We start from the raw sequence: 24,313 nt of genomic DNA, 5'->3' as shown, positions 1-24,313 counted from the left end.
CTTTTAGCAATATGTACTTTTTATTTTAATTGTTTATAAGGCTTGATGAAAGAATTTTACTGTCATGAAGTGTTATGAAAGCATAGAAAAGCACTGAATTTATCGATAACCAAAATCACTTTATCTTTTATTCGAGAGCTATTCACTGCTGATCTGCGTTCATTAAAAAATATCAAAGATTTTACTCTACTAAAGTTGAGGCGCTGGATAGACTTAGATAAATTAGGAAGATTGCTGGAACCGTAGGAATAATGAAAAAGATAAATTTTAAAACGAAGACCTTTTTGCGAGGAATATAATCTGATAAAAATGCGGTGAAAAATTTCTAAAATCTAATTAAAACTCTAAATAGAGTGCATTGTTAAGCACTCTATTTAGAATCTGTACATTTTAATGTTACCGAATAAAAACTAAAACCACTCCATATCCCTTACTTTTGTCAAACTCTTTGATGACTCTCATGACCTGCCACCTTTGTTTAGGAGATACCGTTTTTGTAGCAATTCCGTTGTTATGCGCTTGAATAAAGTCTCCGGCTTCTACTGTGCTGTCGCATCTTACATAAACCTGTCCTACAAGGCCCACAACATTCCATTCATCCCTCTCTTCCCTAGAGGCATAGTTCTTATCTGGCTTATAATCAGGGTTTTCCATAGGCGCCATGACGATTTGGCCATTGGCATCTTTCTGTTTTTCATAAATATACCCGCCAAAATCATTCTTCAGGTATCTTCCAGACCAATGGAAGCTTGACTCACCAAGTATCACACCAGCTGTTTCAGAAATAACTCCAAGCATAAAGTCACCTTTTTTTGCAGGTCTAATTTTATCACCCTCCAAAGTAACTAGGGTTCCTGCCGGAATTTTCTCACCGCTTAGGCTCTCAAAATATTCAGCGTAATCCGAGAACGTTTGGGAACTTTTTATGCTTCCTGAAGCCTTAATCGTTCCATCTTTTGCATGAAATTCTATCTTTCTGTTTGATGAGGATGGTGTGCTCCCACTTGCCCATCCTAGAGCAACTGAGTCTGAGTTCGGATTGATCGTATTATATGAGGCTATCACAGAAGATTGAGCAGCCCCAGTTGCTCTGCTTCGAACAGATCCTGCTACAAAATTATTATTTCCAGTAGCGTGGGAATCACGAGAGCCAATAATCCCGCTTCCTTTATGTTTAAACAAAAAGTACGGCGTCACAACGCCGCCAATCTTAAAATCTGTTTCGTAGCCTGAAAAGTCACAATTAGAAACATTAAGATCAGGGTCAACAGAAAAAATCCCAACTGTACCGCTGTTATTTTTAGGCGATCTTTGCCCCCATACATTACTAACTACAGACTCGTACATACCGCTCCCAAAAACAACACCCTTTTCGGCTGAATCGATCAATGTCACACCATCAATCATTACCTTGCCGACAGAATTGTCGCCACCTACAATATAAAGATCATTATCAGCAGTTTTAAATCCTCGAATCGTTATATTCTTTAAATTGATTAGACGCCCTTTATAATACACGCTTACGACTGAATTTCCCTTATAGTTAATGGAGGAATCATCGCATATAGCATGAAAATTAACCACATTGACGCCATCGTAACCTGAAATTTGCAATGCATTCGGCCCTGCCCCTTTGTACAGATCACTCGGCTTAGGGTTATATGCGATACAGTTAGCCAGCTGAACGTCATGAGCTGATGCTGATTGAGGATCACTTGCTGTGTGGTGTCCTATATGCCGAATGCAAAAACTAATTGCATTTTCATAGGCACGGCAGTTCACAAGTTGAACTCTTTTTGCAGCCGGAGCATAATCATGAGCTTTAATTTCAAATCCTCGAACTCCTCCAATTGCGATGCAGCTATCAATCATTACATCCTGAGAGCCATCATCGATTTCAAAACAGTTTGTATTTGAAGACCCATCATTTAACCCCATCGGATGGTAAGAAAGACAATGACTGAAAGTCGTATGCTTTCCAAAGTGACATGTGAAATTATCATCGCCAGAGCCTGTTGCTTCGCAATATGAGAAGGTTACAAAGTTGCAGCCACCAGGCTGATAAAAGGTAGGATCATCATTTTCTCCGTGTCTGTTATAATTAGGGCTTGTAGCATCAAACCCGTGAAGGCCGGCATTTTTTGCAAAAACATGCTCTACAAAAGAGTAATCCACATTTGCAAAAAGCAAGCAGCTTGAAGTGGGCCCCTTAGGGATCTTCCATCCAGCAGGACGCGTATCTTTATTCCAGTCCAGTGTCAAATGTCCAATGTAGATATTTTCATTACCATTTGTATGATCACTATTGGTGAGTACAGAGTGACCAACTGGCGTATCGTCTAATAACTTGATGATGGTTCTTTTTTTACCCGCTCCAACCAGCATTGTATTCGAAGGAACGAGCAAGCCAGATACCCTAAATACGCCTGCAGGGACTTTTATGAGATAACCGCCTTCGGCCATCGCATCATGAAATGCTTGCGTATCATCTGTGACCCCGTCTCCTTTAGCTCCATAATCCATTACGTTTCGTTCATCAAGGTACTCAAATCTGTTCTCATACATTTTGAGTCTTTCATTTAAGTTTTCAAAAGTTGTTATTCCATTACTTAATGCAATCCCAATTTTACTATCAATCGTTTCGAAATTCTCGGCAAGCTTGGAATCAATTTCAATACTTTCAGTGCTTTCAGGTTTGTAAAGACCTAAAAACGTTGTATAATTTTCCATTTTTACTCCCCCTATTGGTTTCAGTTTTTAAGAAACATAACATCCCTTGCACTTATAAGTGGCAAACGTATGACAAACAAAAAAGCGCTGTCTTTAAACAGCGCAAGATAAAATAATTTTGACTATTCATTCAGTAATTTTTCCACACGCTCCCGCATCTGCGGTACGCTTAATCCGATAATCACCTGAAACGCCTTCCCGTTCCTGACAACGCCGTGTGCGCCAAGCGCGCGGAATACGCTGTCGGACTCAACTTTTGTTTCATCCTTGACACTGACTCTGAGGCGGGTTGCGCAGTTTGTGACTTCAGTGATGTTGTCTTTTCCGCCCAGCGCTTCAATATACAGAAAAGCGGTGTCATCAGCCGTTTCAGCAGCGGAGGCCGTTTCATCCTTGTTTTTTCGTTCTCTGTATTCCTTTTTCGAATATAGCTTTGTTTCCTGCTGTTCATCCTTTTCCCGTCCTGGTGTAGCGATATTGAATTTGAGGATTAAAAATCTGAAGACGAAAAAATAAATTGCTGTAAACGAGAGCCCGATCAAAATTTGATACACATATGTCATACCGTGGCTGCCAAAGAGCGGAATCCAGTTCAAGGTCACCGCCTCAATCAGTCCGCCTCCCATATTTCCGACGACGCCGGCCATATACATAACTGTCGACATTGTGGCGGCAAGCACGGCGTGAACCGCAAATAAGAAAGGTGAAATGAATAAGAACGTAAACTCAATCGGCTCTGTAATACCGGCGACAATCGCTGTCAGTGTGACAGGAATCAGCAGCCCTGCGACGAGTTTTTTCTTTTCCTTTTTGGCTGTCACATAAAAAGCCAGGGCGATACCCGGAATACCGAAGATTTTCGAGTTGCCGTGAAGCGCGAATCCGCCTTGCGGAAAGAGCTCCTTCAGCGGTTTGGCGCTTTGCGAATATTCGCCGAGATGCTGTGCCCAATACGTGACGATCCCGCCTTCCGCTACAGCCGGGCCATAAATAAACGGCGTGTAAATAAAGTGATGAAGGCCGGTCGGAATTAAAATCCGTTCTAAAAACGTGTATATCCAAACGCCCACCGCCCCAGAAGCAACCAGGAAGCTTTGAAGCGAGCCGATTCCCGATTGAACCATCGGCCAAATATAAGACACAGCCAAGGCAATCGGAATCATAATAAAGAAGGAAATCATCACGATATATGTTGAGCCTTGAAAGATGCCGAGAAAATCGGGCAGTTTTTTATCAAAATAGCGGTTATGCAAAAAGACGACAATCGAAGAAATAAAGATGGCCCCGATAATGTTGGTATCTAGCGTCTTAATGCCTGCAATCATCGTTAACCCGCTCGTTCCGCCGACCTCTTGGTTCATGTCGACGCCAAATGCTCCTCCCCATACCGTCAATATCGCGCTGACAAAATAGTTGAATGTCAGGTAAACAGTAAGCGCTTCCAAACAAGCGCGTGCCTGAGCTTTCTTCGCCAAAGCAACCGGGATGCCGATGGCGAATAAGAGCGGCATTTGGTTAAAAACAGTCCAGCCGCCCTGCTCAATAATATACCAGCACTGATACCAAAAACCGTCGGGATCGGCGAGCGGGCCCATGAGGGTTTTATTTTTAAAGAGCGTGCTGATACCGACGATAATGCCGGCGAACGCGAATAATAAAACAGGCACAAACATCGCGCTTCCAAAGCGCTGAATTTTTTGCATCATACCAGAACCCCCTGCTACTCATTGTCATTTTTTTCTGCCTCTTTGTAATCAACATATGCGCGGAACAATGCTTCGCCAACGAGAAAAAACGGTGCAAAAGCGACAATTTCCGTTTTATCGCTTAATGTCACAGGTTTGCTTGTCGCATAAAGATTATGCGGAGTCAGCTGGGCGAGGACATTGTTTTTTAAATTCGTAATGGAAATAAAGGGAATACCCTTTGCAGAAAGCATTCTTGCCTGAGGAATCAGCTCCGGTGTTTCTCCGGAAAGAGAAATGATGATAAACAGATCGTTTACTTTAAAATCATCACGCATCAGATTAAATTCATTTGTGTCTTCTATTAAAATAAGATAGCGATGGCGCGGAATAAACATTCTTTGCAGGTCGCGGGCGCATATCTTTTGCGCATTTCCTGAACCGTAGACGAAAATGCGGTCCGCTGCATCAATCAGCTGGCACATGTCCGTCATGTCCTTTGTCCGTAAGAACTTCAAATTTGCTTCAATATCATCAAGCAGCTTTTGAAAACTCATATTCTCGCCTTCTTCCGGCTGATCTTCCCACTTTAAAAAGACGCGAAATTCACTGTAGCCGCTGAAACCGAGCTTTTGGGCAAGCCGTAAAATTGAGGAACGCGATACACTGCAAGCTTTGGCCAGCGCGTCGATTCCAAGGTGATAGCATGTGTGCTTATGATTCAATATATATTTTAAAATATGAAAATCGTTGTCATTCAATTTGCTGTAGTGCTGATTGATCAGTTCTTCGAGCTGCATATCAGATCCCCCCATTTTCTTTCTATTATATACAATTACAGATTCGAAAATGGGGGAATTTCAGTTATGATATACGGGTCGGGCTTTGATCAAGCTCAGGCCAGAAGTCTTTGTTGGCCTCCATTAAATCCTCGAGAATGAGTCTTGCCACACGCGCGTTCGGCACTGTTTTTGACAAAATTAGCGCCTGCCACAGCTTTTGGAACGATTTCTCCGCCCATGCTTCAACAGTCAGCTTCTCAACGGATACCTGCTGCTCCATAAGCCCTTTTTGGAATTGCGGAATGGTGCCGACGGTAATCGGTTCAGGCCCATTTGAGCCGACAATGCATGGCACCTCGACCATCGCAGTCGGGTCAAAGTTCGCAATTGCGCCGTTATTTTCAACGATCAACATCATTCTTTCACCTGTGTTGTAGGCAATCGCCCGGGCAAGATCAACGATATATGATGCGTGGTCATCGATTTTGATTTCGCTGTTTTCCGTGGACTGCTCACGTGTAATCATGTCACATTGGCTGAAAATAAAAGCTTCGCGACCTTCCATCACTTCATTTGCCCGCGTATGATTCGGATTTGATTTTTTCACCATATCATCCGGGAACAAATAATATTGCAAATACGTATTCGGCAGTGTGTCAGGATCTGCGGCCTGCACGTCACGCGCTTTGGCGAATGTGTCATTCCAGCTCGCCTCCACCGCTTCAGCCTCTGTTTTCGGAATATAGCCGTATTGAGATACATGCTCCTTCAGCTTCGGCATTAAATCGTTGCCCTCTTGATCCTGAATTGATGTCCACCAGCCGAAGTGATTTAATCCGTAATAGCGGACCTTCATTTCTTTTCTTGAGGATAAGCCAAGAATTTGCGCCATCCGGTCTTCGATCCCAACCGGCATATCACAGATATTGAGAATTTTAGAATTCGGTCTAAGGCGTCTCGTAGCTTCAGCCACAATTGCCGCGGGATTGGAATAATTGAGCATCCACGCATCAGGCGAGTATTTTTCCATGTAATCTAATATTTCAAGCACACCGCCGATCGAACGCATACCGTATGCGATCCCGCCCGGCCCGCACGTCTCCTGGCCGACAACTCCGTACTTTAACGGAATTTGCTCATCAAGCGCACGCATCGCGTATTTCCCTACTCTGATGTGCGCCATAACAAAATCGACATCTGTAAAAGCTTCTTCCGGGTCAGTCGTCGCTGCAAATTCAATATCCGGCGCTTTTTCTCTGATAAAAACGTCACAGGCGCCTGCAATTCGATCCTGTCTCTCCTTATCATTATCATACAGCTTCAGCTTTCTGATCGGAAACTCCTCCAAATGGTCCAAGAGCATGAGTACGATCCCTGGAGTGAAAGTGCTCCCTCCGCCCGCTATTACGATTGAGAATGATTTTTTCTTCATATGACGACCTCCTTAATAACGTTTACAATTCCATTTATACCATGAGATAGCCCGTCCCGTAACACGTTTGGCGCACTTAGGTCATTTGATCAACTTTAGTGTTTTTTCCCATAGAGCGGGAAATTTCTCATTTGCCTTATGTCTGAGGGATTTGTTTTTTTTACCTTTTTTGTAATCTTAAAGTCTCACCAACTGTGAATTTTAAGTGAATATACGCCCTTCCAATTCTTATGAAAAGGTTCTTTTGTACGATTCGGATACATGCCGAATTATTTATAATCATTTATATAAAACATCCAATTGTGCGTGAATTTAGAAAAGGCAGGGGACAAAAGTTGGACTCATATAAAGTCATTGAGCTGGCAAACAAGTACAGTGCGGCCGCAGAAGAGGTCAGAAGCTCCAAAATGCTGCTTGAATCCCGGTTATCTGCAATGGGAGATGCTTGGCAAGGAAAAGCAAGAGATTCGTTTGACCAGGATTTCGAGGAAACGAAAGCCGCCTACGATCAATTCGAACAGGAGCTGCTTGAAACAAGCCAAGAGCTGAAGGCTGCCGCTGTCAAAATAGAAGAACGAAAAGCTGAAATTGCCAGAATGGAAGAACTGGAGCGTAAAGCAAGAGAGGAAAGACATAAACTCGGGAGGTGAACGGTGTGTCAGGAAACATTGCAGTTGATCCGGATAAGCTCGAACAGCTTGCAAATGATGTTGTCACTGAATTAACTGATATGGAAAACAAATATAAGGATCTGCATGTGGAGCTGGGGCAGATGATTTTGCAATGCGATCCCCGCTACAGCAGCTGTTTCTCTGGAGTGGGCGATGCGTGGAGCTCAGGAAAGGCGCTCGTCACCAAGCTGAGTGACAATGAGATTTTCATCAGAAAAACGGGCGATAAATTTGTGGAACAAGATGATATTTTGCGAAAGCTCTACAATGCCTACGACAAATACGGTACGATGACAAGCTTAACCGCTCTTATGCTGACGCAGGGAAAATATTACGGATTAGGGCTTACGAAATTTGTGAAACAGCCAAGCGGCTTGCATACAGCCCAGCACTCAAAACTGCTCTTGGATATTTCCAGGGCCGTTGACAGCTCACGTTATCAAAAAGCGGCAAGAGTGCTTTTGAATCCTAAATATTTGTTAAAAAAGACCAACCGTCCATTTTCAGATTTGGTACATAAAAAGTTTACAAAATACTTTCCTCAGGACACGGTGGATTTTTCAAACAGCGTCAGAAGCTACACAAAAGGATTTCTTAATGAAGCCGGCGTACGCTCCACTTTGAAGGATGTGGGAAAAACGGGCTTGAGATTCGCGAAAGGAAATGCCATTACCGCCACACTGATTACCGGTGCGACCGAAACATTCGGAGCAGGCGTGAAAATTGCTGAAAATTATGCAAAATACCAGGACAAACCGGAAGTTCTCAAGCGTGAAAACGCCAAGGCCGTCGGAAATGCTGTGAATAACACGATTTTTGTTGCGGGCGGTGCCACAGCTGGTGCTGTCATCGGCGGTGCAATTGGAAGCTTTGCAGGACCTGTGGGTACTGTCCTTCTTGGGGCAGCAGGTTCATACATTGGCGGAGTCGTCGGAGAACAAATCGCCAAATATACAGCCGGTTTTGCCGAAAAAGCAGCCTTAAAGCTGAAAGAACCGATCCATGCTGTCGTTGATACAGCCAAAAAAGGGCTGGAATCAGCCGGCAAATTCGTCAAATCAGTGAATGACGGCATAGATGCGGCGAATAAATCGATACATAAAGGGATAGACAGCGCGAAAAAAGGAATGGAAAAAGCAAAGAAAACAGCGGATTCGCTCATACACGGCGCAACCCATTTCCTTAAAGGGAAATTTTCATTTGGATAGGAGAATAAACAATGAAGCAGTTTACAATTAGCATAGAAGAACTCTTGTTTTGCTTTTACAGCGAAGGGTTTTTTGAACAGGGAATGGCCTTGAAGCAGGCCTATTTTCCGGAAATAGAAGATGAACAGCTCGGCGCCTTATTTGAAGCCGCGTGCCGCTCACTCTTAGCCAAGGATGCAGCGGAATATCGGAACCATCAATATCGGTTAAAGGACGAGTACTGTCCGTTTATCCATGTATTAAACGACGCTGACTATACAGTGAAGCTTTCTAAATTTAACGGGCAAGGCGCCGAACAGAATGTGTCCTGCCATGTATCAAAATTCGGCACCTACTCTCACGAACTCCTTTTTGATGAACAAGTCCATCGCATTACAAAAATGGAATCAAGTGAAGGGTTACTTGCTAAGACAGATGAGTTTTTACATATAATAGATACAGAGGATAAAAGAGAATCGATTGTGACATTGACATCAAATGAATTTGAAAAACTCTTGGAGGGCGCTTCAGACAACCCTTCATATCTAAAAGAGTTCCTTGAAAAACATGACCACCAAGAGGACGTTACCCGATTTGCAAATGATCTGGCTTTGCGGAAAGGGAAAATGGATACACTTATGCGTCTGGCATATGGCAAAGATAACACTCCTGAAGTGGCTGACATGGCATTTGTCCTGCCGGGGGCCCACCATACTTGGCTTGTCACAGGCATCACCCAGAATGAATTTTCTATCCTCCCTGCTCATAAGGATGTTGTAAATCAAATCATTTCACAATGATAAGAATTGAATTAACAAAAGGAGAAAAGCATTGAAAAACCAAGAAATCATTGAAGTCAAAAGCAAAATGTTCCTGAGAATATGGGCTTTTGTCGGATCTGCCGGTATGGGATTAGCATGTTTGTGGCTCTTTTATATGGGTATTACGTTTCAAACGAAATATTACCTATTAGCCATTCCTGCTGGCTTTCTGTTCACCTTGTTTTGTTTATATTTATTTATCATCTTCTTTCCGGCTTTCACCCCGCGGGGAAATACCATTTTCCGCATCAAAACAGGAAAAAATGGAGAAGTGTTCACTGACAAAGTGTCTGTTACGTTTACTGATATCAAGAAAATTGAGATGAGCCGCCATAAATTTAGTCTAAAAGGAATTTTCCAGGAAGATATATTGATCCAAACCGTTGATCAGAAGACCATTCGTATTCCCACTTGGAACATCATTCCGAATCCGTTGTTTTTCGAAGCGGTTGAACGCTATATCCTTCCCCATCTGAATGAAGAGGCGAAAAGCAATTGGATCGGACAGTTTACAGACATCCAACGCAGTGCGTATTTGAAGGAATTTGAGAATCATCCGAAGCTTTAGGGGCAGCACATGATTGAAGTAAAAAGCATGATGTTTCTAAGGGCTTGGCTGTTCCTCGCTACAGGGGGCGCCTTTATTGTGGGAGTCTGGCTGGTGTCTGAAGCCCTCACGTTTGAATCTAAATATGCCCTGCTTTATTTGGGCGGCGGATTACTGGCGATGATTTATGGATTGATCACATTCTTTATGGCTTTTCCTGCGTTCACAAGCCGTGGAAATGTCATTTTCACCATAAAGACCGGACCTAGTGGCGAAATCTTCTCGAGAAAGCGCAGCGTGCTGTTTTCCGAGGTGAAGCGGCTTTATATGGGACGCCATCAATACAGTTTGAAAGGGATCTTTTTTGAGGATATTATCATCGAGAAAACAGACGGCAAAATCGTTCGAATCCCGACCTGGAACATCATCGCGAATCCGCTGTTTTTCGAAGCGGTTGAACGCTATATCCTTCCCCATTTGAGTGAAGAGGCTCAAAACAATTGGATCAGCCAATTTACAGAGGTTCAGCGAAAAGCGTATTTGAAGGAATTTGAGAATCATCCGAAGCTTTAAAAGCTCTCCTCCTCTATAATGAAAGATAAATGCAAATTGAGGAGTGCTCATGATGCTGATTACCATTCTTTTATTTCTCGCGGCAGGGCTTGCTGAAATTGGCGGCGGATATCTGGTTTGGCTATGGCTGAGAGAGGCAAAGCCAGCCGGCTATGGAATCGCCGGGGCGCTGATTCTCATTGTATACGGCATTCTTCCGACGTTTCAGTCCTTCCCATCTTTCGGCCGTGTATACGCCGCTTATGGCGGAGTATTCATCGTGCTTGCGGTCCTGTGGGGATGGCTTGTTGACCGGAAAACACCTGATCTGTATGACTGGATCGGCGCATTCATTTGTCTCATCGGTGTCTGTGTTATTTTATTTGCGCCGCGCGGATAACAAAATGGCCTGCTTATGAAGCGGGCCATTTTTGTTTAATCCTCTTTTAAGTTAGTCAGCTGCACTTCATGCTCCTCTTGCGGTTCGTCAAGCGGATAAATTCTTGCTGTTCCAGTTTCTTCATTTACGTGCTGAATGTAAATAGGAACGCCGTTATATGTTACTTTCTTCATGTCGGGAGATTCTACAATTTCTTTCGCCCTTTGAATATTCATCGTAACACCCTCCTTCATACATAATGTTTCCATTTCCCGAAGGAAGTATGCTTTATGATTCAGCGGACAAGTTGAATTTTTTCAGGCGTTTGTAGAAAGTGCTTCGAGGGATCCCGCTGATTTTTGCGGCTTGAGAGACGTTTCCTTTTGCAGATTCAAGCGCTTTGATCATCATATCCTTTTGGATTTGCTCACGAAAAGTAAGCACGCCGGCAGCAGCCGGCTTTTTTTCTGCAGAGCTGGCCGGCAATCCAGCGGCTTCCAGTAAAGCGGGAAGCGATTCATCCCTCAGCCGGCCGTCCGGAAATCTGATAGAAAGACGTTCAAACACATTAAACAGCTCACGGATATTCCCCGGCCACTTCCATTGCTTCAGCACATTACAAAAATCAGAAGGAAGTTCGCCTGGCCAATGATTCTTCTGTTTGTAGTACTCAAAGAGATCCGGGATATCCTCGGTGCGATCGCGTAATGGAGGGAGTTCAATTGGATAGACGTGAAGACGGTAAAACAAGTCCTCTCTGATTTTTCCGTTTTCGGCAAGCTCGCGTAAATCACAATGCGTGGCGGCAATAACTCTGATATCAACTGGAATTTCTTTCGTCCCGCCGATTGGCGTTATCTTGCGTTCCTGAAGCACCCGTAAAAGTGCAACCTGCATCGAGTGGGAAATTTCTCCGATTTCATCTAAAAATAATGTGCCTTGATTCGCTTTTTGAAAGGCGCCTTTATAGCCATTTCGTTTCGCTCCCGTAAAAGCGCCCTCTGCATAGCCGAACAGTTCGCTTTCAATCAAATCAGACGGAATCGCTCCGCAATTGACAGCAACAAACGGACCGTGCCGTCTCTCACTGTTCTCATGAAGCGCGCGAGCTGCGACTTCCTTTCCCGTACCAGTTTCGCCCGACAAACAGACCGTTGCATCTGCCGCAGCTGCACGTTCAAGGTTCATCAGCATCGCATGCGATCGGCCGCTTTTCCCGATCACTCCATTGAATCGAAACACCTTCTTTTTCTTTTGTTCCGAAAGATAAAAACAAGTGCCGCCATCTCCTATGGTGATAGCTTTTTCGATTGAGTAGCCCCGTTCCTTCAACTCATACAGGTGCCGGCCCTGCCAATCCGGCATTGAGGTTCGAATCGGTATGCTCGCACTGATGATGTGCTGCTTGTTATTGCATAGCACCATCGGCACACTGGATAAAGCCCTCTCTCCAAAACGGCTGATCAGCTCGAGCTCTTTCTCACGGCTTTTTGCTGCGAGTTCCCGTTCAGCTGCATAGGCGATCGCAGTGGCAATACCGAGCATATGAGGATGAGCGCCTGCCGCCGGACACGATATGTCAATCACACCCGCAAGGCTGCCATCCTCATGGTGAATCGGAGCGGCTGAACAGTTCCAAAGATGGGAAGCAATGGAGTAATGCTCTGATCCTTGTATCGCAACCGGCTCGCTGATGTGGAGCGCCGTGCCAATCGCATTTGTTCCGACAGCCGTTTCCGTCCAGCATGCCCCTTCAACAAAGTTGATGCGTTTGGCTTCATAGAGCGCGCGGGGATGGCCGTCCAATGCCAGAACAACACCGTCTGAATCAATTAACAGCGCCATCATTTCCATTTCTTTTATGGCAGGCAGCAGTTTTTCGAGGTAAGGCTTTGCGGTCGTCAAGAAGAATGAATGTTTTTTTGACTGCTGATCCAGCTCCGTTTGCTGTAAAACCTTCGGGCCTTTTTCTAGATAAGGATTGACCTCAGCTTTTTTGCAGCGATGCCATGACTCTGCAATCCGTTTTCTTAATCGGGCTTCGTCAAGCACACCGTCTTTCACAAAACGTTTCCAGGTTTGCAAATCGTTTGGGACCGAATTCATTTCCTTGATCGCTCCTCCCTTACACGCCGTTTTCATCTATTGTAGGGGAAAAATAAAGCGCTTTCAACATAAAAAAGCAGGCGCCTTATATCCATGTGCCTGCTTTTTCCTTTATTATGCATGTACCGCAAGGCCGATCGTGCTTAACAGCGCCTCATGCAATGTTTCCGATAAAGTCGGATGGGCGGCGATAAAATGCTCCGCCATATCTGCCGTCATCTCACCATTCATGATCGCTGCCGCTTGGCCGATGAGCTCGGTTACATCCGGGCCAATCATCGAGACACCCACGATTTCGCCGAATTCCGGTTCAGCCATGATTTTGACCTTTCCTTCCGCTTGCTGTTTAATGAGCGCCTTGCCGTTTGCGGAAAAAGAAAATTCGCCGATCTTCACATCCCCGTATATGCTTCTTGCCTGTCGTTCTGTCATTCCGATACACGCGATTTCCGGGGACGTATAGATGCAGCGCGGCACATGTTTCTCATTGATTTTGACATCCCTTCCGGAAGCATGAGAAGCAGCGATGATGCCCTCATGGAAAGCGGCATGCGCCAGCTGAATACCGCCTATAGCATCTCCGCACGCGTAAATATTAGGCACGTTCGTCTGCATGTGCCCATTCACCGGAATGCCCTTTGGAGAAAAATCAACTCCGGCCTGTTCCAGCTGTAATCCGTCAAGACGGGGTTTTCTGCCGATCGCCACCAGCACATAATCGGCCTTCGTTTTAAACTCTCGCTGACCGCTTTTCCATATTGCTGTTTTGGCCGTTTGATCCACCCGCTCTAATCTGGATGAGGTATGCACTTCGACACCGTCTTCCTCAAGTTTCTCCTGAAAAAGACGGGCAATTTCTTCATCTTCAGCCGGGATCAGCTGGTCCGCTGTTTCAATGATGGTCACCTTCGATCCCAATCTGGCGAACAGCCCTGCATACTCACACCCGATGACACCGCCGCCGACAATGACTAGTGAAGACGGAATCTCGGAAAGAGAAAGCGCGTCTTTGCTGTCGATGATCCATTCGCCGTCAAACGGGGCGAAAGGCAGCTCGATTGGCTCTGATCCGGAGGCAATCAATACTTGGTCCGCCTCTCTGATTTCTTTTCCTTTTTCTCCTTCGATCAAGAGCTTTCTTTCAGAAAGAAAGGAGGCTGTTCCCTTTACAACCTGTATTTGATTTTTCTTCATTAGGTACTGAACGCCTTGGACAAGCTGACTGACAACCTGTTGTTTCCGGCTTTGCATTTTACTCCAATCGACTGATATCGCACCTGCCGGAAGTTCGATTCCAAAGCTGTCGGCATGCTTGATTTTATCAAGAACGTTTGCGCTTTCTAACAAAGACTTTGTCGGGATGCAGCCTTCATTCAGGCAGGTCCCTCCAAGCTTGCCTTTGTCAATGAGCAGCACGTTTCTGCCCTGCTGTGCCGCGGAAACCGCAGCCGCATAGCCTGCAGGTCCGCCGCCGATAATGGCTAATGTCATGTCGTTTTCACCTGCTTTTCCTATAAAATTAATGCTGCGGGTTCTTCCAAATATGTTTTCATCGCCTTCAGGAATGCAGCGGCAGGGGCGCCGTCACACGCTCTGTGATCAAATGTCAGGCTGAGCGGCAGGATCGTGCTTCTGACGATCTCCTCCCCTTGATACACCGGTGTGTCATAGCTTGCTCCGATGCCGAGAATGCCTGTTTCCGGCGGATTTAATATCGGTGTGAAATGCTCAACGCCAAACGCGCCAAGGTTTGTAATGGAGAAGGTAGAGCCTTGCAGTTCTTCGCTTCCCGCACGTCCCTCGCGTGCTTTTTTGGCATTTTCTGAGATGGATTGAGCCAGTTCAATCAGCGATAGCTTTTCAGCATGGCGGATGACAGGCACCACTAAGCCATTTTCCAAGGCTACAGCCATACCAAGGTGTACATGGGGATGTGTGATAATGCGCTCATTTTGATAAAAGCTGTTCAGCACAGGGTGAGCTTGCAGAGCGAGAACGGCGGCTCTTGAGACAAAATGAGTGATCGTCAGTTTTGTGCCGTATCTCTCTTCCGCAGTTGGTGAAAGCTGTTTTTGAAGAGTGGCAAGCTTGGTGATATCAGCTTTCATCGTGATCGTCAGCTGCGCGCTGTTTGCCAAGCTTTCCTGCATTCGGGCAGCGATGACCTTTCTCATGCCTGTCACCGGGATTTCCTGCGCTTTCTGCTCCGAAACAGGCTTTGCCTGATCTTTTTTCTGTTCAGCAAGAGCCTTTGTTACGTCATCCTTCACGATTCGTCCGCCTGGTCCAGTTCCTTTCAGTTGTTTTAGGTCTAATCCTGCTTTTTCTGCTATTTTCCTGGCGACTGGAGATATTTTCATTCGATCTTTTTTGGAGGCTGCGGGTTTGTTTTCTTGTTTGACGGGCTGAATGGCTTGCGGCACACTGTCTTCAGCAACAGGCGCGCTCGCCTCTTCCTGCACCGACTCATTGGCGTCCCCGATATAGCAGATTGCTGTGCCGGGCGGAACCTCTTCTCCCTCTTTCACTTTGATATCGATCAGCGTTCCTTTTTCAGGCGCTTCTATCTCCATTTCAATTTTCTCCGATTGAATGCTGGCAATGCTTTCTCCCTTTTCAACCGGGTCGCCTACTTTTTTATTCCATATCGATACTTCCCCTTGTTTCATGGCCATTCCCAATTTTGGCATCACTACTTTTACCGCCATTTGTGTTCCCCCTTTAATTCATTGCCGGCTCGCCAAGCAATTCAAGCGTGACGCTGACAATTTTATCTGGTGTCGGCAAATATTGATCTTCAAGCACTGGTGAAAACGGAACCGGTGTATGCGGCGCTGTAATCCGTTTAATCGGCGCATCAAGCAAATCAAAGCCCTTGTCAGCGACAAGCGCAGCAATATCCGTGGCAATGCTGCATCGCGGATTGGCTTCATCAATGATGATCAGCCGGTTTGTTTTTTCTAACGATGTGAAAATCGCATCCTCATCCAGAGGGGACAGACTGCGCGGATCAAGGACCTCGGCTTCGATGCCCCTCTCTGAAAGCTGTGCAGCCGCTTCAAGTGCAGTATTGACCTGCTTGCCGACTGCAAAGAGCGTGACATCCTTACCTTCGCGTTTGATATCCGCCTTTCCGAGGGGAATTGTATAATAATCTTCCGGCACCTCGCCCTTCATGTTGTAGGACGTTTTGTCTTCAAAGAAGAACACCGGATCATTATCTTCTATTGCTGCAAGCAGAAGACCTTTGGCATCATACGGATTGGATGGAACAACCGTCTTCAGTCCAGGGATGCTCGTGAAAAGGCCATACAGCGCTTGTGAATGCTGGGCAGCGGCCCGGAACCCTGCTCCGTATGTGGTGCGGACGGTAATCGGCACCTGCGCTTTTCCGCCGAACATATAACGGAATTTCGCCCCTTGGTTGATCACCTGATCAAAGCACGTGCCGATAAAATCGTTAAACATCAGCTCGGCAATCGGTCTCAAACCGGTTGATGCCGCAGCCATAGCCGCTCCCATATAGCCTGCCTCAGAAATCGGAGTGTCCAGCACTCGTGTACGCCCGAATTCCTGTACGAGTCCCTTTGTGACCCCTAATACACCGCCCCATGCTTCATCATCCTGCAAATGATCGACCGCCGCTCCCCCGGCGACATCTTCACCGATCAAAAGCACATTTTCGTCTCTTCTCATCGCAAGCTTCATTGCTTCATTGATCGCGTCTGACATGCTTATGACTCTCGCCATCTCTTACATTCCTCCTTTTTCATATGACACGTACACATCTGCCAGCAGCTCCGAATTTTTTGGATATGGGCTGTCTTCGCTGAACGAGACGGCTTTTTCAATCGATTCGCTGACACGCTGTTCAATGTCTGACAGCTTATTAGCATCTGTTTCTTTTAAAAGGTAGTTTTTAAAACCTTGAATGGCATCTTTTTCTTCAAGGTGCTCAACTCTTTCATCCTTCGTTTTATAGGTTTGGGCATCTCCTTCGAAATGGCCGTAGTTTCTGTAGGTCATACATTCAATCAAAGACGGGCCGCCGCCGTTTCTTGCTCTTTCTATCGCTTCCTTCGCTGCCTGGTAAACTGCTAAAATATCTTTGCCGTCAACTGTCACCCCCGGCATGTTATAAGCAGCCGCCCGATCGGCGATTGAATCACAGGCTGATGCATACTCAAATGGGGTAGCTTCGCCATAGCCGTTGTTTTCAGCAACAAATACGACAGGAAGGTTCCATACAGCCGCTAAATTCAGCCCTTCGTGGAAGGTGCCTTGGTTATTTGCCCCGTCCCCGAAAAAGCAAACGCTTACATTTTTAGTCTGTTTATATTTAGCCGTGAGCGCTGATCCGCATGCGAGCGTAAAGCCGCCCCCGACGATTCCATTTGCGCCTAACATGCCTTTATCAAGATCCGCAATGTGCATAGAACCGCCCTTGCCTTTGCACAATCCGGTCGCTTTCCCGAAAATTTCCGCCATCATACCATCCAGATCGCAGCCTTTGGCGATACAATGTCCATGTCCCCTGTGTGTGCTTGTAATGCTGTCGCCATCATGTAAATGAGCGCACACCCCTACAGCCACGGCTTCCTCACCGGCATATAAATGAACGAATCCGGGAAGCACTCCCTGGGCGAACAGTTCATGCACTTTGTCTTCAAAGCCCCTGATCTCCAGCATCTTTTGGTACATCCACAGCGCTTTTTCCTCAGTTAATGACAAGCCCTCTCGTTTTAACAATTCCATTTTGTGCGCCTCCTTCTATTTAGGGTTCACCATTAAAAATGCAAGAAGTGTGCCAGTCTTTTGAGCCCGTAAAATCAGTCTTCTCGTCTTCACCTTGGAGACAGTTTGAGACGTGTGTCTCGTTTTGTCTCAAACTGATTCATTTGTCTCGTTTTACAGCATGCAAAAAAGACCGGATATCACCCGGCCTTTGACAATGATCGACGTATTTATTTCCTTGGAAATCTTTTTAACTTCCTAGTTCCTCTGCATCGTTTGACTGAATAGCTGCTTTTGAAAGAAAATCAATTGAATATTTGACATATCCGATACCGCCGTCCCCGTCCTTCTGCATACAGTCTATCGTGCCGTTTGAGTATGTGTATCCCTTTTCATTAAGCGTTTTTCTGACCGTTTCCGCCATCTTTGCGGCATCTGTTTTTGATAACCCGCTGGTGTCTAACTGAATCGTCATACTCATAGGCGCTTTTTCAGCCAGCTGTTTGTTCCATTTTGTATCTAACGTGAACTGTCCGTTTTCGATACTCAAAGCAGCATCAGCTTTTATAAGTCGAGGAACCGTTTTTTTCAGATCTGCTTCGATTGCCTTCGATGCTTCTTCATTTACATGTTTTGCTACTGATTCGGTATACGCTTCTTCAATTCCATCGCACGTTACTTTATGATGCAGAAATCCCTTCGTACACATTGGGTAGCGATGAGATTGGGAGGTTGCTTCGAATACATATTCAGAGGTTTTAGCGTTATATACCCCATTCGTGATCTTGATTTCTTTCTTAGGATAGGTTTGTTTCACATAAGAGACTAGCTTCTGTTCTGCAGCATTTTTCGAAAATGGATCACCGAACCATACATGATAGATATATAGTCCGCATCCGAATAATGCAATGGCAAGCAAGCCAAACACAAGTTTTTTCATGTTCCCACTCTTTTCCTCATATGTACGTGCTACAGTTCATGCTTTTCTTCAACAGCCCGGTTCAGCGCTTGGAGCATATAGCCTATGCCTTTGTAAGATGATAGCGGCCAGCTGATATGCTGGTGTTCTCCGATGACGGCGTTTAGAACGCTTCGATATTTTTTTCCGCCAAGCATGACTAGCTCTTCGATATCAGAAAAGCCTTTTTCGTGAAATTGGCGGCTCAGCTCGTCCGCTGTCATGATTTCCGGATGACCGGTGCCAAAAGTGACATCGTAATTTCCCGAAACGAGATCATCAGGGCGGAGGAACCCGTGCTTCGCAGACAAAATCACCCACTCATCGAAAAATGCTTTCGCATACCGTTCGCACGCCTGATGAAACGGGCTGAGATAAGCGTCCTCTGCTCTTACCGGCCCGGCATCAGGCTGGACGTCCCAGATTTTTTTCTTGCCGCAGGGGATGATGCATAGTCGTTTCATTTTCCTCTCCCCCTTTATAAGATATCTCCACTAAATATACCATTATTTTCTTACAATACATTAGAGAAAAGACAGGCTGAGTAAAAGCTGCGTACAAAAAAGACCCGGATTTACCGAAAATCCAGGTTTATTTTAGTCAAGAATGGTGTAAAAATCCCTTTATTTTGTTAGCCTTTTTTGAATCAAGCACTGCTGTTATTCTACCCCATCAAGATACTTTCTCTCAAAGTCGTCGAGCAATGCACGCACTTCATCTGTTGACTTTGTGTTCATGCATTGATTTCTTAATTCACTTGCCCCTCGGAACCCGCGGAGATAAATTTTGAAAAAACGAGGAAGAGGCTTGTACGGACGGGCTTCTAATGCTGAATATTTATCATGAAGATCCAGATGCAGCCTTAAGAGATCAAGCAATTCCTTGCTGCTATGCTCTTTCGGCTCCTTTTCAAAGGCAAATGGATTTGTAAAAATACCACGCCCAATCATAATCCCATCAACACCGTATTGTTCAGCAAGTTTTAAGCCAGTTTGGCGGTCAGGGATATCACCATTGATCGTCAAAAGTGTATCTGGTGCCACCTCATCACGAAGTTTCTTAATCTCCGGGATGAGCTCCCAATGCGCATCTACTTTGCTCATTTCTGCCCTAGTACGCAGATGAATAGAAAGATTGGCAATATCCTGTTTCAAAATGTGTGTCAGCCACTCGCGCCATTCATCCACATCCGTGTATCCAAGTCTTGTCTTCACGCTTACAGGCAATCCCCCTGCTTTTGCAGCTTGTATTAATTCTGCCGCAACTGCAGGACGGCAAATAAGGCCGCTTCCCTTTCCATTCCCCGCAACATTAGGCACTGGGCAGCCCATATTGATATCTAGTCCTTTAAATCCTAACTCTGCCATGCCAATACTCATTTTACGGAAGTTTTCAGGCTTATCTCCCCATATATGGGCTACCATTGGCTGTTCATCCTCTGTAAAAGTTAAACGGCCGCGTACGCTATCCTTCCCATCCGGATGGCAATAGCTCTCTGAGTTTGTGAACTCTGTAAAAAATACATCCGGTCTGCCTGCTTCACTTACTACATGCCGGAAAACAACATCTGTCACATCTTCCATTGGTGCCAGTACAAAAAATGGCCGTGGTAATTCACGCCAGAAATTTTCTGTCATAACAAAATCAAATCCTTTCATTAGGGGATACGGCTATACCTGTATCTCAATATTAAAAAACTGACCATGCTTTCTTTTTACACTTATCGCATGCGAAAGCATTTCTTATCAATCTATAGTAATTTTTGAACATTTCACGTGGGATGACCATCTATACCTATTTTTTATATTGTGGTTAACACTGGCGCTGACCTTCGTCTTTCTTAGTGGCCTTGCTTTTGAACTTTTTGGATAAAAAGGATTCCAACCTAAATAGAATATCATATGAGTTCTCCATATTACCAACGCAAAATAATTGCCCTGTTATTGAAGATAAGATATTTAACACTACACCATATCCGTATCTCTATATCATATTTGCGGAAAAACTAATTTCAAGAGATAAACTTTGATTAAGCAAATTGAGTTGGGGGTGGTATAACTAGTACTCAAGAGAATGAAAAAACCTACTTAAGCTACTGCTACCACTTATGAATCACATGGAGTAAAGAGGATGAGAAGAGAAAATAAACCCTTATTTTAAAGAATTCAAGAACTTCAATCTGGATCGTTTGGGATTTGCTCATGATTTAGAAAATAACCAACGCAGCAAGTGGCAACCTACTATAGAGTTATAATTCGGTAATCCTGATCCAGAACCAATAAAATAGACTGCTGACTAAGTGTCGCAGTCTTCACTCATAAGATAATTAAGAAAGTGTTCATTTTCTTTCATCATTAAATAAGGCATCAGAAGTTATTGCTTTAATTTCGAATATCCTTTGTTATCCCTGTAATTATTTGTATAATAGTGAAAACTCCCAAGAAAACAGTAATAATATTAAACCATGGATTATCATAGAATGAAAGATATGTTTGAAAGAAATCTAGTTCACCTATGTTTGCTGGGAATCCATTCATTTCTCTATACTTAGGACCCCATCCCGTTAATTCTACAAAATTAAAATAAAGCTGAGATACTAAAAATGCCAAAAATGTTTGAAACCAACTTCTTTTATATAACGGTCGTTTTTTATATACTTTATCCATTTAGTTATCCATTTCCTTCTCTGCAATACTTTTTAGCCAAGTGTCAATCTAAAATTTATATTATGAAGCATAATTGTCTCAAGGATATAACCATTGTAGGTATTACTGTAATAGTTGTTATCGTCTCGGCACTATTATTTAATTGTTGTAGTGCTCATACGTTATGCATTTTAAAATGGGGTTGGCCATCATTTTCACCTCTTTCATTTATTACAATGTTTCAACTTTTTACATCGAATGACTCTTGAAATGATATACGCCATACCTTTCCTTATATTCCTATCATCAATATTTCACACGTAATAACTGCAAGTTAATATATAATTTTACAAATTATGAAAAATATATCTATGATTTTACATCATTTTACTCATGTATTTTAATCATACTGGAAGGAAATTTTTCCGGTTAAATAACGCTTTTTTCACCCGCTTTTCAACACGTTTGTTCAATTCTTTTCGCCAGTTAAAATAAAGATCTCCGAGAAAAGAAGGAAGATAAAATTTGGGAAAGACAGTCAGGACAAGGGCTGCGCACGAAAAAGACCCGGAAATCGGAATTGTTTATTTTACCGAAATCCAGGTCTGATTAGTATTGTTTATTTTAGTTAGACGATTTCAATACAAGTCTCGCCACTGCTTCAACATGCGCCGTCTGCGGAAACATATCGACAGGCTGAATATAGTCCACGCGATAGTCCTTCGACAGCGTCTGCAAATCCTTCGCGAGCGTGGATGGATTGCAGGAAACGTAGACAAAGCGTTTCGGTTTGACTTTTTTGATCGTGTCCAAGAACGTGCTGTCACAGCCGGTTCTTGGCGGGTCTACAATGACGACGTCCGGGCGGAAGCCTTCTTTCGTCCATTTCGGGAGCCAGTGCTCGGCTGTTCCTGTTACGTATGTGGCATTTGCCATGCCGTATTTTTTGGCGTTTTTCTTAGCATCGTCAATTGATTCCTTGATGACGTCCATGCCGCGGACTTCCTTCGCTCCGTCCGCAACCCACATGCCGATAGTGCCGACGCCGCAATACGCATCAACGACTTTTTCTTTTCCGGTCAGCTGCGCCGCTTTTTTCACTTCATCATACAGCTTGACGGTCTGTTCCGGATTGAGCTGGAAGAAAGCGCGGGCGCTCAATTCAAAAGATACGTCGCCGAGCACTTCTTGAATCACTGTTTTTCCGGCGAGCTGTTTTGTTTTCTCACCAAAAATCACTGAGGTTTTCGCCCCGTTTACATTCTGAATAATGGATTTGACCTCTGGCAATCGCTTTTGAATCGCTTTGACGATTTCTTCCTTGTGCGGAAGCGTTTCTTTTGCGGTTACAAGCACGACCTGCACTTCGCCTGTTTCAAAGCCGACTCTCGTCACGATCGTGCGAACGTCGCCTTTTCGTTTTCTTTCATTATAAACAGACACATTGAAGTCCTCTAAAATGCGGCGGACGATGCCTGTTGTTTTGTTCGTTGCCGGATGCTGAACGATACAGTCTTTAATCGGCACGATATCATGAGAATCAAGGCCGTATAAGCCGGCGATGATGCTGCCGCTTTGCGAGCGCCCGATCTGGAATTGGCTTTTATTGCGGTAATTCCACGGGTTGTCCATGCCGATCGTTTCTTTGATTTCCATGTTTTCAACTTTAAACTTCGTATGGCGTTCAAGAGACTGAATGACGATATCGCGTTTTTCCCGAAGCTGCTGGCTGTATGCAAGGTGCTGAAGCTGACAGCCGCCGCATTGCTCATAAACAGGGCAAGGCGGTGCTACCCGGTGCTCAGACGCCTTGCGGATTTTCTTAATGCGGCCCTCCGAAAACTTCGGCTGGACCTTTGTGGCCTGCACAACAACTTCTTCGCCAGGAAGCGCGCCGGGCACGAAGACGACTTTTTTCTTAAAATAGCCGACACCTTCTCCGTTAATGCCGAGACGCTTAATCGTCAGCGGAAAGGTTTGTCCGACCTTCAGTTCGACAGGCGCCTGTTTCTTTTGTTGGTTCACGTTGTTCTCTCCGTTTCTATATAAAGCTTTCTGCAGATGGCAGAAAGTGAAATGGTTTTTTCACATCTTTCTAGTATAACACGTTTGCAGGATTTCCTTCATTGTCAGACGAATTATTCTATACTTCTCCACAAATACAAAGACGCATAGCTTAAATAAGGCTCCCACTCCTTGCTCATCGCCAGCATGACATCCTTTGCCGGCTTATCGTCCAGCTGAAAATGGCGTTTGATGGCATTCTGGAGGCCGATATCGGCAAGCGGGAATAAATTGGGACGGCCAAGTCCGAACATGAGGACGTTTTGCACGGTCCACGGGCCGATACCCCTGATTTTGATCAGTTTCTTCATAATGTCTTCATCCGCCATATGCGGCAGCTCTGACAAGCTGAGTGTGCCTTCTGCGATCATCCTTGATGTATCAATGGTGTATTCCGCTTTTCTCATGCTGAATTGCAGATCACGCAGATCCTGATAATCGAGTTCTGCAATCGTTTCCGGCTTTGGGTAGCACCACACGCCATCCTTCTGCTCGCCAAACGCATGAACAAACCGTTCTGTTAGCGTGTAAGCGAAGGAAAGATTGAGCTGCTGGTGGATAATGCATTTCATCATGCAGTTGTACACGCTGTAGTCCAGAACAAGCGGGGTCCCTGCATGCTCTTCAAAAATGGCGGACAGGCTCGTTTTTGAAAAATGATCCAGAACGTGCTGCAAATGATTTTCCCATTGAAAAATCCGCTTGATTTCCTTCATCATTTCTCCCTGATCCGTTTCCCCGCTGACGAGGAACTCAGGCTCACCCGCATGGCCTAACGCCTGTACCTTTACAATACATACGTCCCCCGCTTGATTTCTGATTGGCACACGGACTTCCCTCGCCTCTCGATCAACAGAATTGAGGGGGTCTAAAGACAGCCTGTCCAGCACGCGGTCAAAATGATACGGAGGCGTGACAGATACTTTTTCCTTCCACATGAGATCCACCCTTTTTCCGTTTTTGTTCAGTATAACATGCCGCTTGAATTAGGCAGAGAGTACCGTATACTTTTCTCATAAA

22 protein-coding genes are annotated in these 24,313 nt (G+C 44.8%); 6 read left to right on the top strand and 16 right to left on the bottom strand.

Annotated features, from left to right (window positions below; translation table 11 throughout):
- Positions 1-396 precede the first annotated feature (396 nt).
- The 4 genes from NX903_RS03880 to glvA form a co-directional block, all read right to left on the bottom strand.
- Positions 397-2,730 (bottom strand): peptidase G2 autoproteolytic cleavage domain-containing protein, encoded by a 2,334-nt coding sequence (locus tag NX903_RS03880; protein ID WP_144486841.1) that lies wholly within the window; start codon positions 2,728-2,730, stop codon positions 397-399.
- Between the two features lie 122 nt (positions 2,731-2,852).
- The gene (gene malP / locus NX903_RS03875; protein WP_086343587.1) at positions 2,853-4,436 is read right to left on the bottom strand and encodes a PTS maltose transporter subunit IIBC; all 1,584 of its coding nucleotides are present in this window, start codon (positions 4,434-4,436) and stop codon (positions 2,853-2,855) included.
- 14 nt (positions 4,437-4,450) lie between these two features.
- The gene (glvR, locus tag NX903_RS03870; RefSeq protein WP_024571963.1) at positions 4,451-5,215 is read right to left on the bottom strand and encodes a MurR/RpiR family transcriptional regulator GlvR; all 765 of its coding nucleotides are present in this window, start codon (positions 5,213-5,215) and stop codon (positions 4,451-4,453) included.
- Positions 5,216-5,279: 64 nt separating this feature from the next.
- On the bottom strand, positions 5,280-6,629 hold the full coding sequence (glvA, locus tag NX903_RS03865) for a maltose-6'-phosphate glucosidase (protein ID WP_086343586.1): 1,350 nt from the start codon (positions 6,627-6,629) through the stop codon (positions 5,280-5,282).
- A 335-nt stretch (positions 6,630-6,964) separates the two neighbouring features.
- Between glvA and NX903_RS03860 the strand changes: the two genes are divergently transcribed.
- The 6 genes from NX903_RS03860 to NX903_RS03835 are packed head-to-tail and all read left to right on the top strand — an operon-like array spanning position 6,965 to position 10,807.
- Complete coding sequence (locus NX903_RS03860; RefSeq protein ID WP_042978114.1) at positions 6,965-7,279, top strand: WXG100 family type VII secretion target; 315 nt, start codon at positions 6,965-6,967, stop codon at positions 7,277-7,279.
- Between the two features lie 5 nt (positions 7,280-7,284).
- Positions 7,285-8,508 (top strand): hypothetical protein, encoded by a 1,224-nt coding sequence (locus NX903_RS03855; RefSeq protein WP_086343585.1) that lies wholly within the window; start codon positions 7,285-7,287, stop codon positions 8,506-8,508.
- Between the two features lie 11 nt (positions 8,509-8,519).
- A complete protein-coding gene (locus tag NX903_RS03850; protein ID WP_086343584.1) occupies positions 8,520-9,287 on the top strand; it encodes a hypothetical protein in 768 nt (255 codons plus the stop codon).
- Between the two features lie 31 nt (positions 9,288-9,318).
- Positions 9,319-9,876, top strand: a complete 558-nt coding sequence (locus NX903_RS03845; RefSeq protein ID WP_003244496.1) for a YfjD family protein — start codon at positions 9,319-9,321, stop codon at positions 9,874-9,876.
- A gap of 9 nt (positions 9,877-9,885) precedes the next feature.
- Positions 9,886-10,428, top strand: a complete 543-nt coding sequence (locus NX903_RS03840) for a YfjD family protein (protein WP_166668902.1) — start codon at positions 9,886-9,888, stop codon at positions 10,426-10,428.
- A 49-nt stretch (positions 10,429-10,477) separates the two neighbouring features.
- On the top strand, positions 10,478-10,807 hold the full coding sequence (locus NX903_RS03835) for a YnfA family protein (RefSeq protein WP_010886445.1): 330 nt from the start codon (positions 10,478-10,480) through the stop codon (positions 10,805-10,807).
- Between the two features lie 35 nt (positions 10,808-10,842).
- Here NX903_RS03835 and NX903_RS03830 read toward each other — a convergent pair whose 3' ends face one another.
- The 12 genes from NX903_RS03830 to NX903_RS03775 form a co-directional block, all read right to left on the bottom strand.
- Positions 10,843-11,022 (bottom strand): small acid-soluble spore protein H, encoded by a 180-nt coding sequence (locus NX903_RS03830; protein ID WP_024573066.1) that lies wholly within the window; start codon positions 11,020-11,022, stop codon positions 10,843-10,845.
- Positions 11,023-11,074: 52 nt separating this feature from the next.
- On the bottom strand, positions 11,075-12,892 hold the full coding sequence (gene acoR, locus NX903_RS03825) for an acetoin dehydrogenase operon transcriptional activator AcoR (protein WP_086343583.1): 1,818 nt from the start codon (positions 12,890-12,892) through the stop codon (positions 11,075-11,077).
- A 114-nt stretch (positions 12,893-13,006) separates the two neighbouring features.
- Positions 13,007-14,383: an acetoin dehydrogenase complex dihydrolipoyl dehydrogenase gene (acoL, locus tag NX903_RS03820; protein WP_086343582.1), complete on the bottom strand. Its 1,377-nt coding sequence runs from the start codon at positions 14,381-14,383 to the stop codon at positions 13,007-13,009.
- Between the two features lie 20 nt (positions 14,384-14,403).
- The gene (gene acoC / locus NX903_RS03815) at positions 14,404-15,600 is read right to left on the bottom strand and encodes an acetoin dehydrogenase complex dihydrolipoyllysine-residue acetyltransferase (RefSeq protein WP_043940072.1); all 1,197 of its coding nucleotides are present in this window, start codon (positions 15,598-15,600) and stop codon (positions 14,404-14,406) included.
- 13 nt (positions 15,601-15,613) lie between these two features.
- Entirely contained in the window at positions 15,614-16,642 is a 1,029-nt protein-coding gene (gene acoB / locus NX903_RS03810; RefSeq protein WP_086343581.1) for an acetoin:2,6-dichlorophenolindophenol oxidoreductase subunit beta, read from the bottom strand.
- A gap of 3 nt (positions 16,643-16,645) precedes the next feature.
- On the bottom strand, positions 16,646-17,647 hold the full coding sequence (gene acoA, locus NX903_RS03805; protein WP_086343580.1) for an acetoin:2,6-dichlorophenolindophenol oxidoreductase subunit alpha: 1,002 nt from the start codon (positions 17,645-17,647) through the stop codon (positions 16,646-16,648).
- A gap of 229 nt (positions 17,648-17,876) precedes the next feature.
- Positions 17,877-18,566: a YfjL-like protein gene (locus NX903_RS03800; RefSeq protein WP_049140609.1), complete on the bottom strand. Its 690-nt coding sequence runs from the start codon at positions 18,564-18,566 to the stop codon at positions 17,877-17,879.
- Between the two features lie 29 nt (positions 18,567-18,595).
- On the bottom strand, positions 18,596-19,048 hold the full coding sequence (locus tag NX903_RS03795) for a DUF6884 domain-containing protein (protein ID WP_014479178.1): 453 nt from the start codon (positions 19,046-19,048) through the stop codon (positions 18,596-18,598).
- A 195-nt stretch (positions 19,049-19,243) separates the two neighbouring features.
- The gene (locus NX903_RS03790) at positions 19,244-20,221 is read right to left on the bottom strand and encodes a tRNA dihydrouridine synthase (protein WP_086344577.1); all 978 of its coding nucleotides are present in this window, start codon (positions 20,219-20,221) and stop codon (positions 19,244-19,246) included.
- Positions 20,222-20,965: 744 nt separating this feature from the next.
- Positions 20,966-21,250: a YfzA family protein gene (locus tag NX903_RS03785; protein WP_134156917.1), complete on the bottom strand. Its 285-nt coding sequence runs from the start codon at positions 21,248-21,250 to the stop codon at positions 20,966-20,968.
- Positions 21,251-21,853: 603 nt separating this feature from the next.
- A complete protein-coding gene (gene rlmD, locus NX903_RS03780) occupies positions 21,854-23,254 on the bottom strand; it encodes a 23S rRNA (uracil(1939)-C(5))-methyltransferase RlmD (RefSeq protein WP_086343577.1) in 1,401 nt (466 codons plus the stop codon).
- Between the two features lie 113 nt (positions 23,255-23,367).
- Positions 23,368-24,231 (bottom strand): DNA-3-methyladenine glycosylase family protein, encoded by an 864-nt coding sequence (locus NX903_RS03775; RefSeq protein ID WP_086343576.1) that lies wholly within the window; start codon positions 24,229-24,231, stop codon positions 23,368-23,370.
- Between the last annotated feature and the right edge of the window lie 82 nt (positions 24,232-24,313).

This window comes from Bacillus sp. FSL R5-0576 (assembly GCF_038004765.1).
Taxonomy (GTDB): Bacteria; Bacillota; Bacilli; order Bacillales; family Bacillaceae; genus Bacillus; species Bacillus subtilis.
The sequence above is the reverse complement of the archived record's forward strand: the minus strand, read 5'-3'. Positions and strand labels throughout refer to the sequence as shown.

Bases quoted from the DNA above. Each gene is read 5' to 3' on its own strand.
- NX903_RS03880 (WP_144486841.1), bottom strand. From the start codon at position 2,730: ATGGAAAATTATACAACGTTTTTAGGTCTTTACAAACCTGAAAGCACT.
- malP (WP_086343587.1), bottom strand. From the start codon at position 4,436: ATGATGCAAAAAATTCAGCGCTTTGGAAGCGCGATGTTTGTGCCTGTT.
- glvR (WP_024571963.1), bottom strand. From the start codon at position 5,215: ATGCAGCTCGAAGAACTGATCAATCAGCACTACAGCAAATTGAATGAC.
- glvA (WP_086343586.1), bottom strand. From the start codon at position 6,629: ATGAAGAAAAAATCATTCTCAATCGTAATAGCGGGCGGAGGGAGCACT.
- NX903_RS03850 (WP_086343584.1), top strand. From the start codon at position 8,520: ATGAAGCAGTTTACAATTAGCATAGAAGAACTCTTGTTTTGCTTTTAC.
- NX903_RS03840 (WP_166668902.1), top strand. From the start codon at position 9,886: ATGATTGAAGTAAAAAGCATGATGTTTCTAAGGGCTTGGCTGTTCCTC.
- NX903_RS03835 (WP_010886445.1), top strand. From the start codon at position 10,478: ATGATGCTGATTACCATTCTTTTATTTCTCGCGGCAGGGCTTGCTGAA.
- NX903_RS03830 (WP_024573066.1), bottom strand. From the start codon at position 11,022: ATGAATATTCAAAGGGCGAAAGAAATTGTAGAATCTCCCGACATGAAG.
- acoR (WP_086343583.1), bottom strand. From the start codon at position 12,892: ATGAATTCGGTCCCAAACGATTTGCAAACCTGGAAACGTTTTGTGAAA.
- acoL (WP_086343582.1), bottom strand. From the start codon at position 14,383: ATGACATTAGCCATTATCGGCGGCGGACCTGCAGGCTATGCGGCTGCG.
- acoC (WP_043940072.1), bottom strand. From the start codon at position 15,600: ATGGCGGTAAAAGTAGTGATGCCAAAATTGGGAATGGCCATGAAACAA.
- acoB (WP_086343581.1), bottom strand. From the start codon at position 16,642: ATGGCGAGAGTCATAAGCATGTCAGACGCGATCAATGAAGCAATGAAG.
- acoA (WP_086343580.1), bottom strand. From the start codon at position 17,647: ATGGAATTGTTAAAACGAGAGGGCTTGTCATTAACTGAGGAAAAAGCG.
- NX903_RS03800 (WP_049140609.1), bottom strand. From the start codon at position 18,566: ATGAAAAAACTTGTGTTTGGCTTGCTTGCCATTGCATTATTCGGATGC.
- NX903_RS03795 (WP_014479178.1), bottom strand. From the start codon at position 19,048: ATGAAACGACTATGCATCATCCCCTGCGGCAAGAAAAAAATCTGGGAC.
- NX903_RS03790 (WP_086344577.1), bottom strand. From the start codon at position 20,221: ATGACAGAAAATTTCTGGCGTGAATTACCACGGCCATTTTTTGTACTG.
- NX903_RS03785 (WP_134156917.1), bottom strand. From the start codon at position 21,250: ATGGATAAAGTATATAAAAAACGACCGTTATATAAAAGAAGTTGGTTT.
- NX903_RS03775 (WP_086343576.1), bottom strand. From the start codon at position 24,231: ATGTGGAAGGAAAAAGTATCTGTCACGCCTCCGTATCATTTTGACCGC.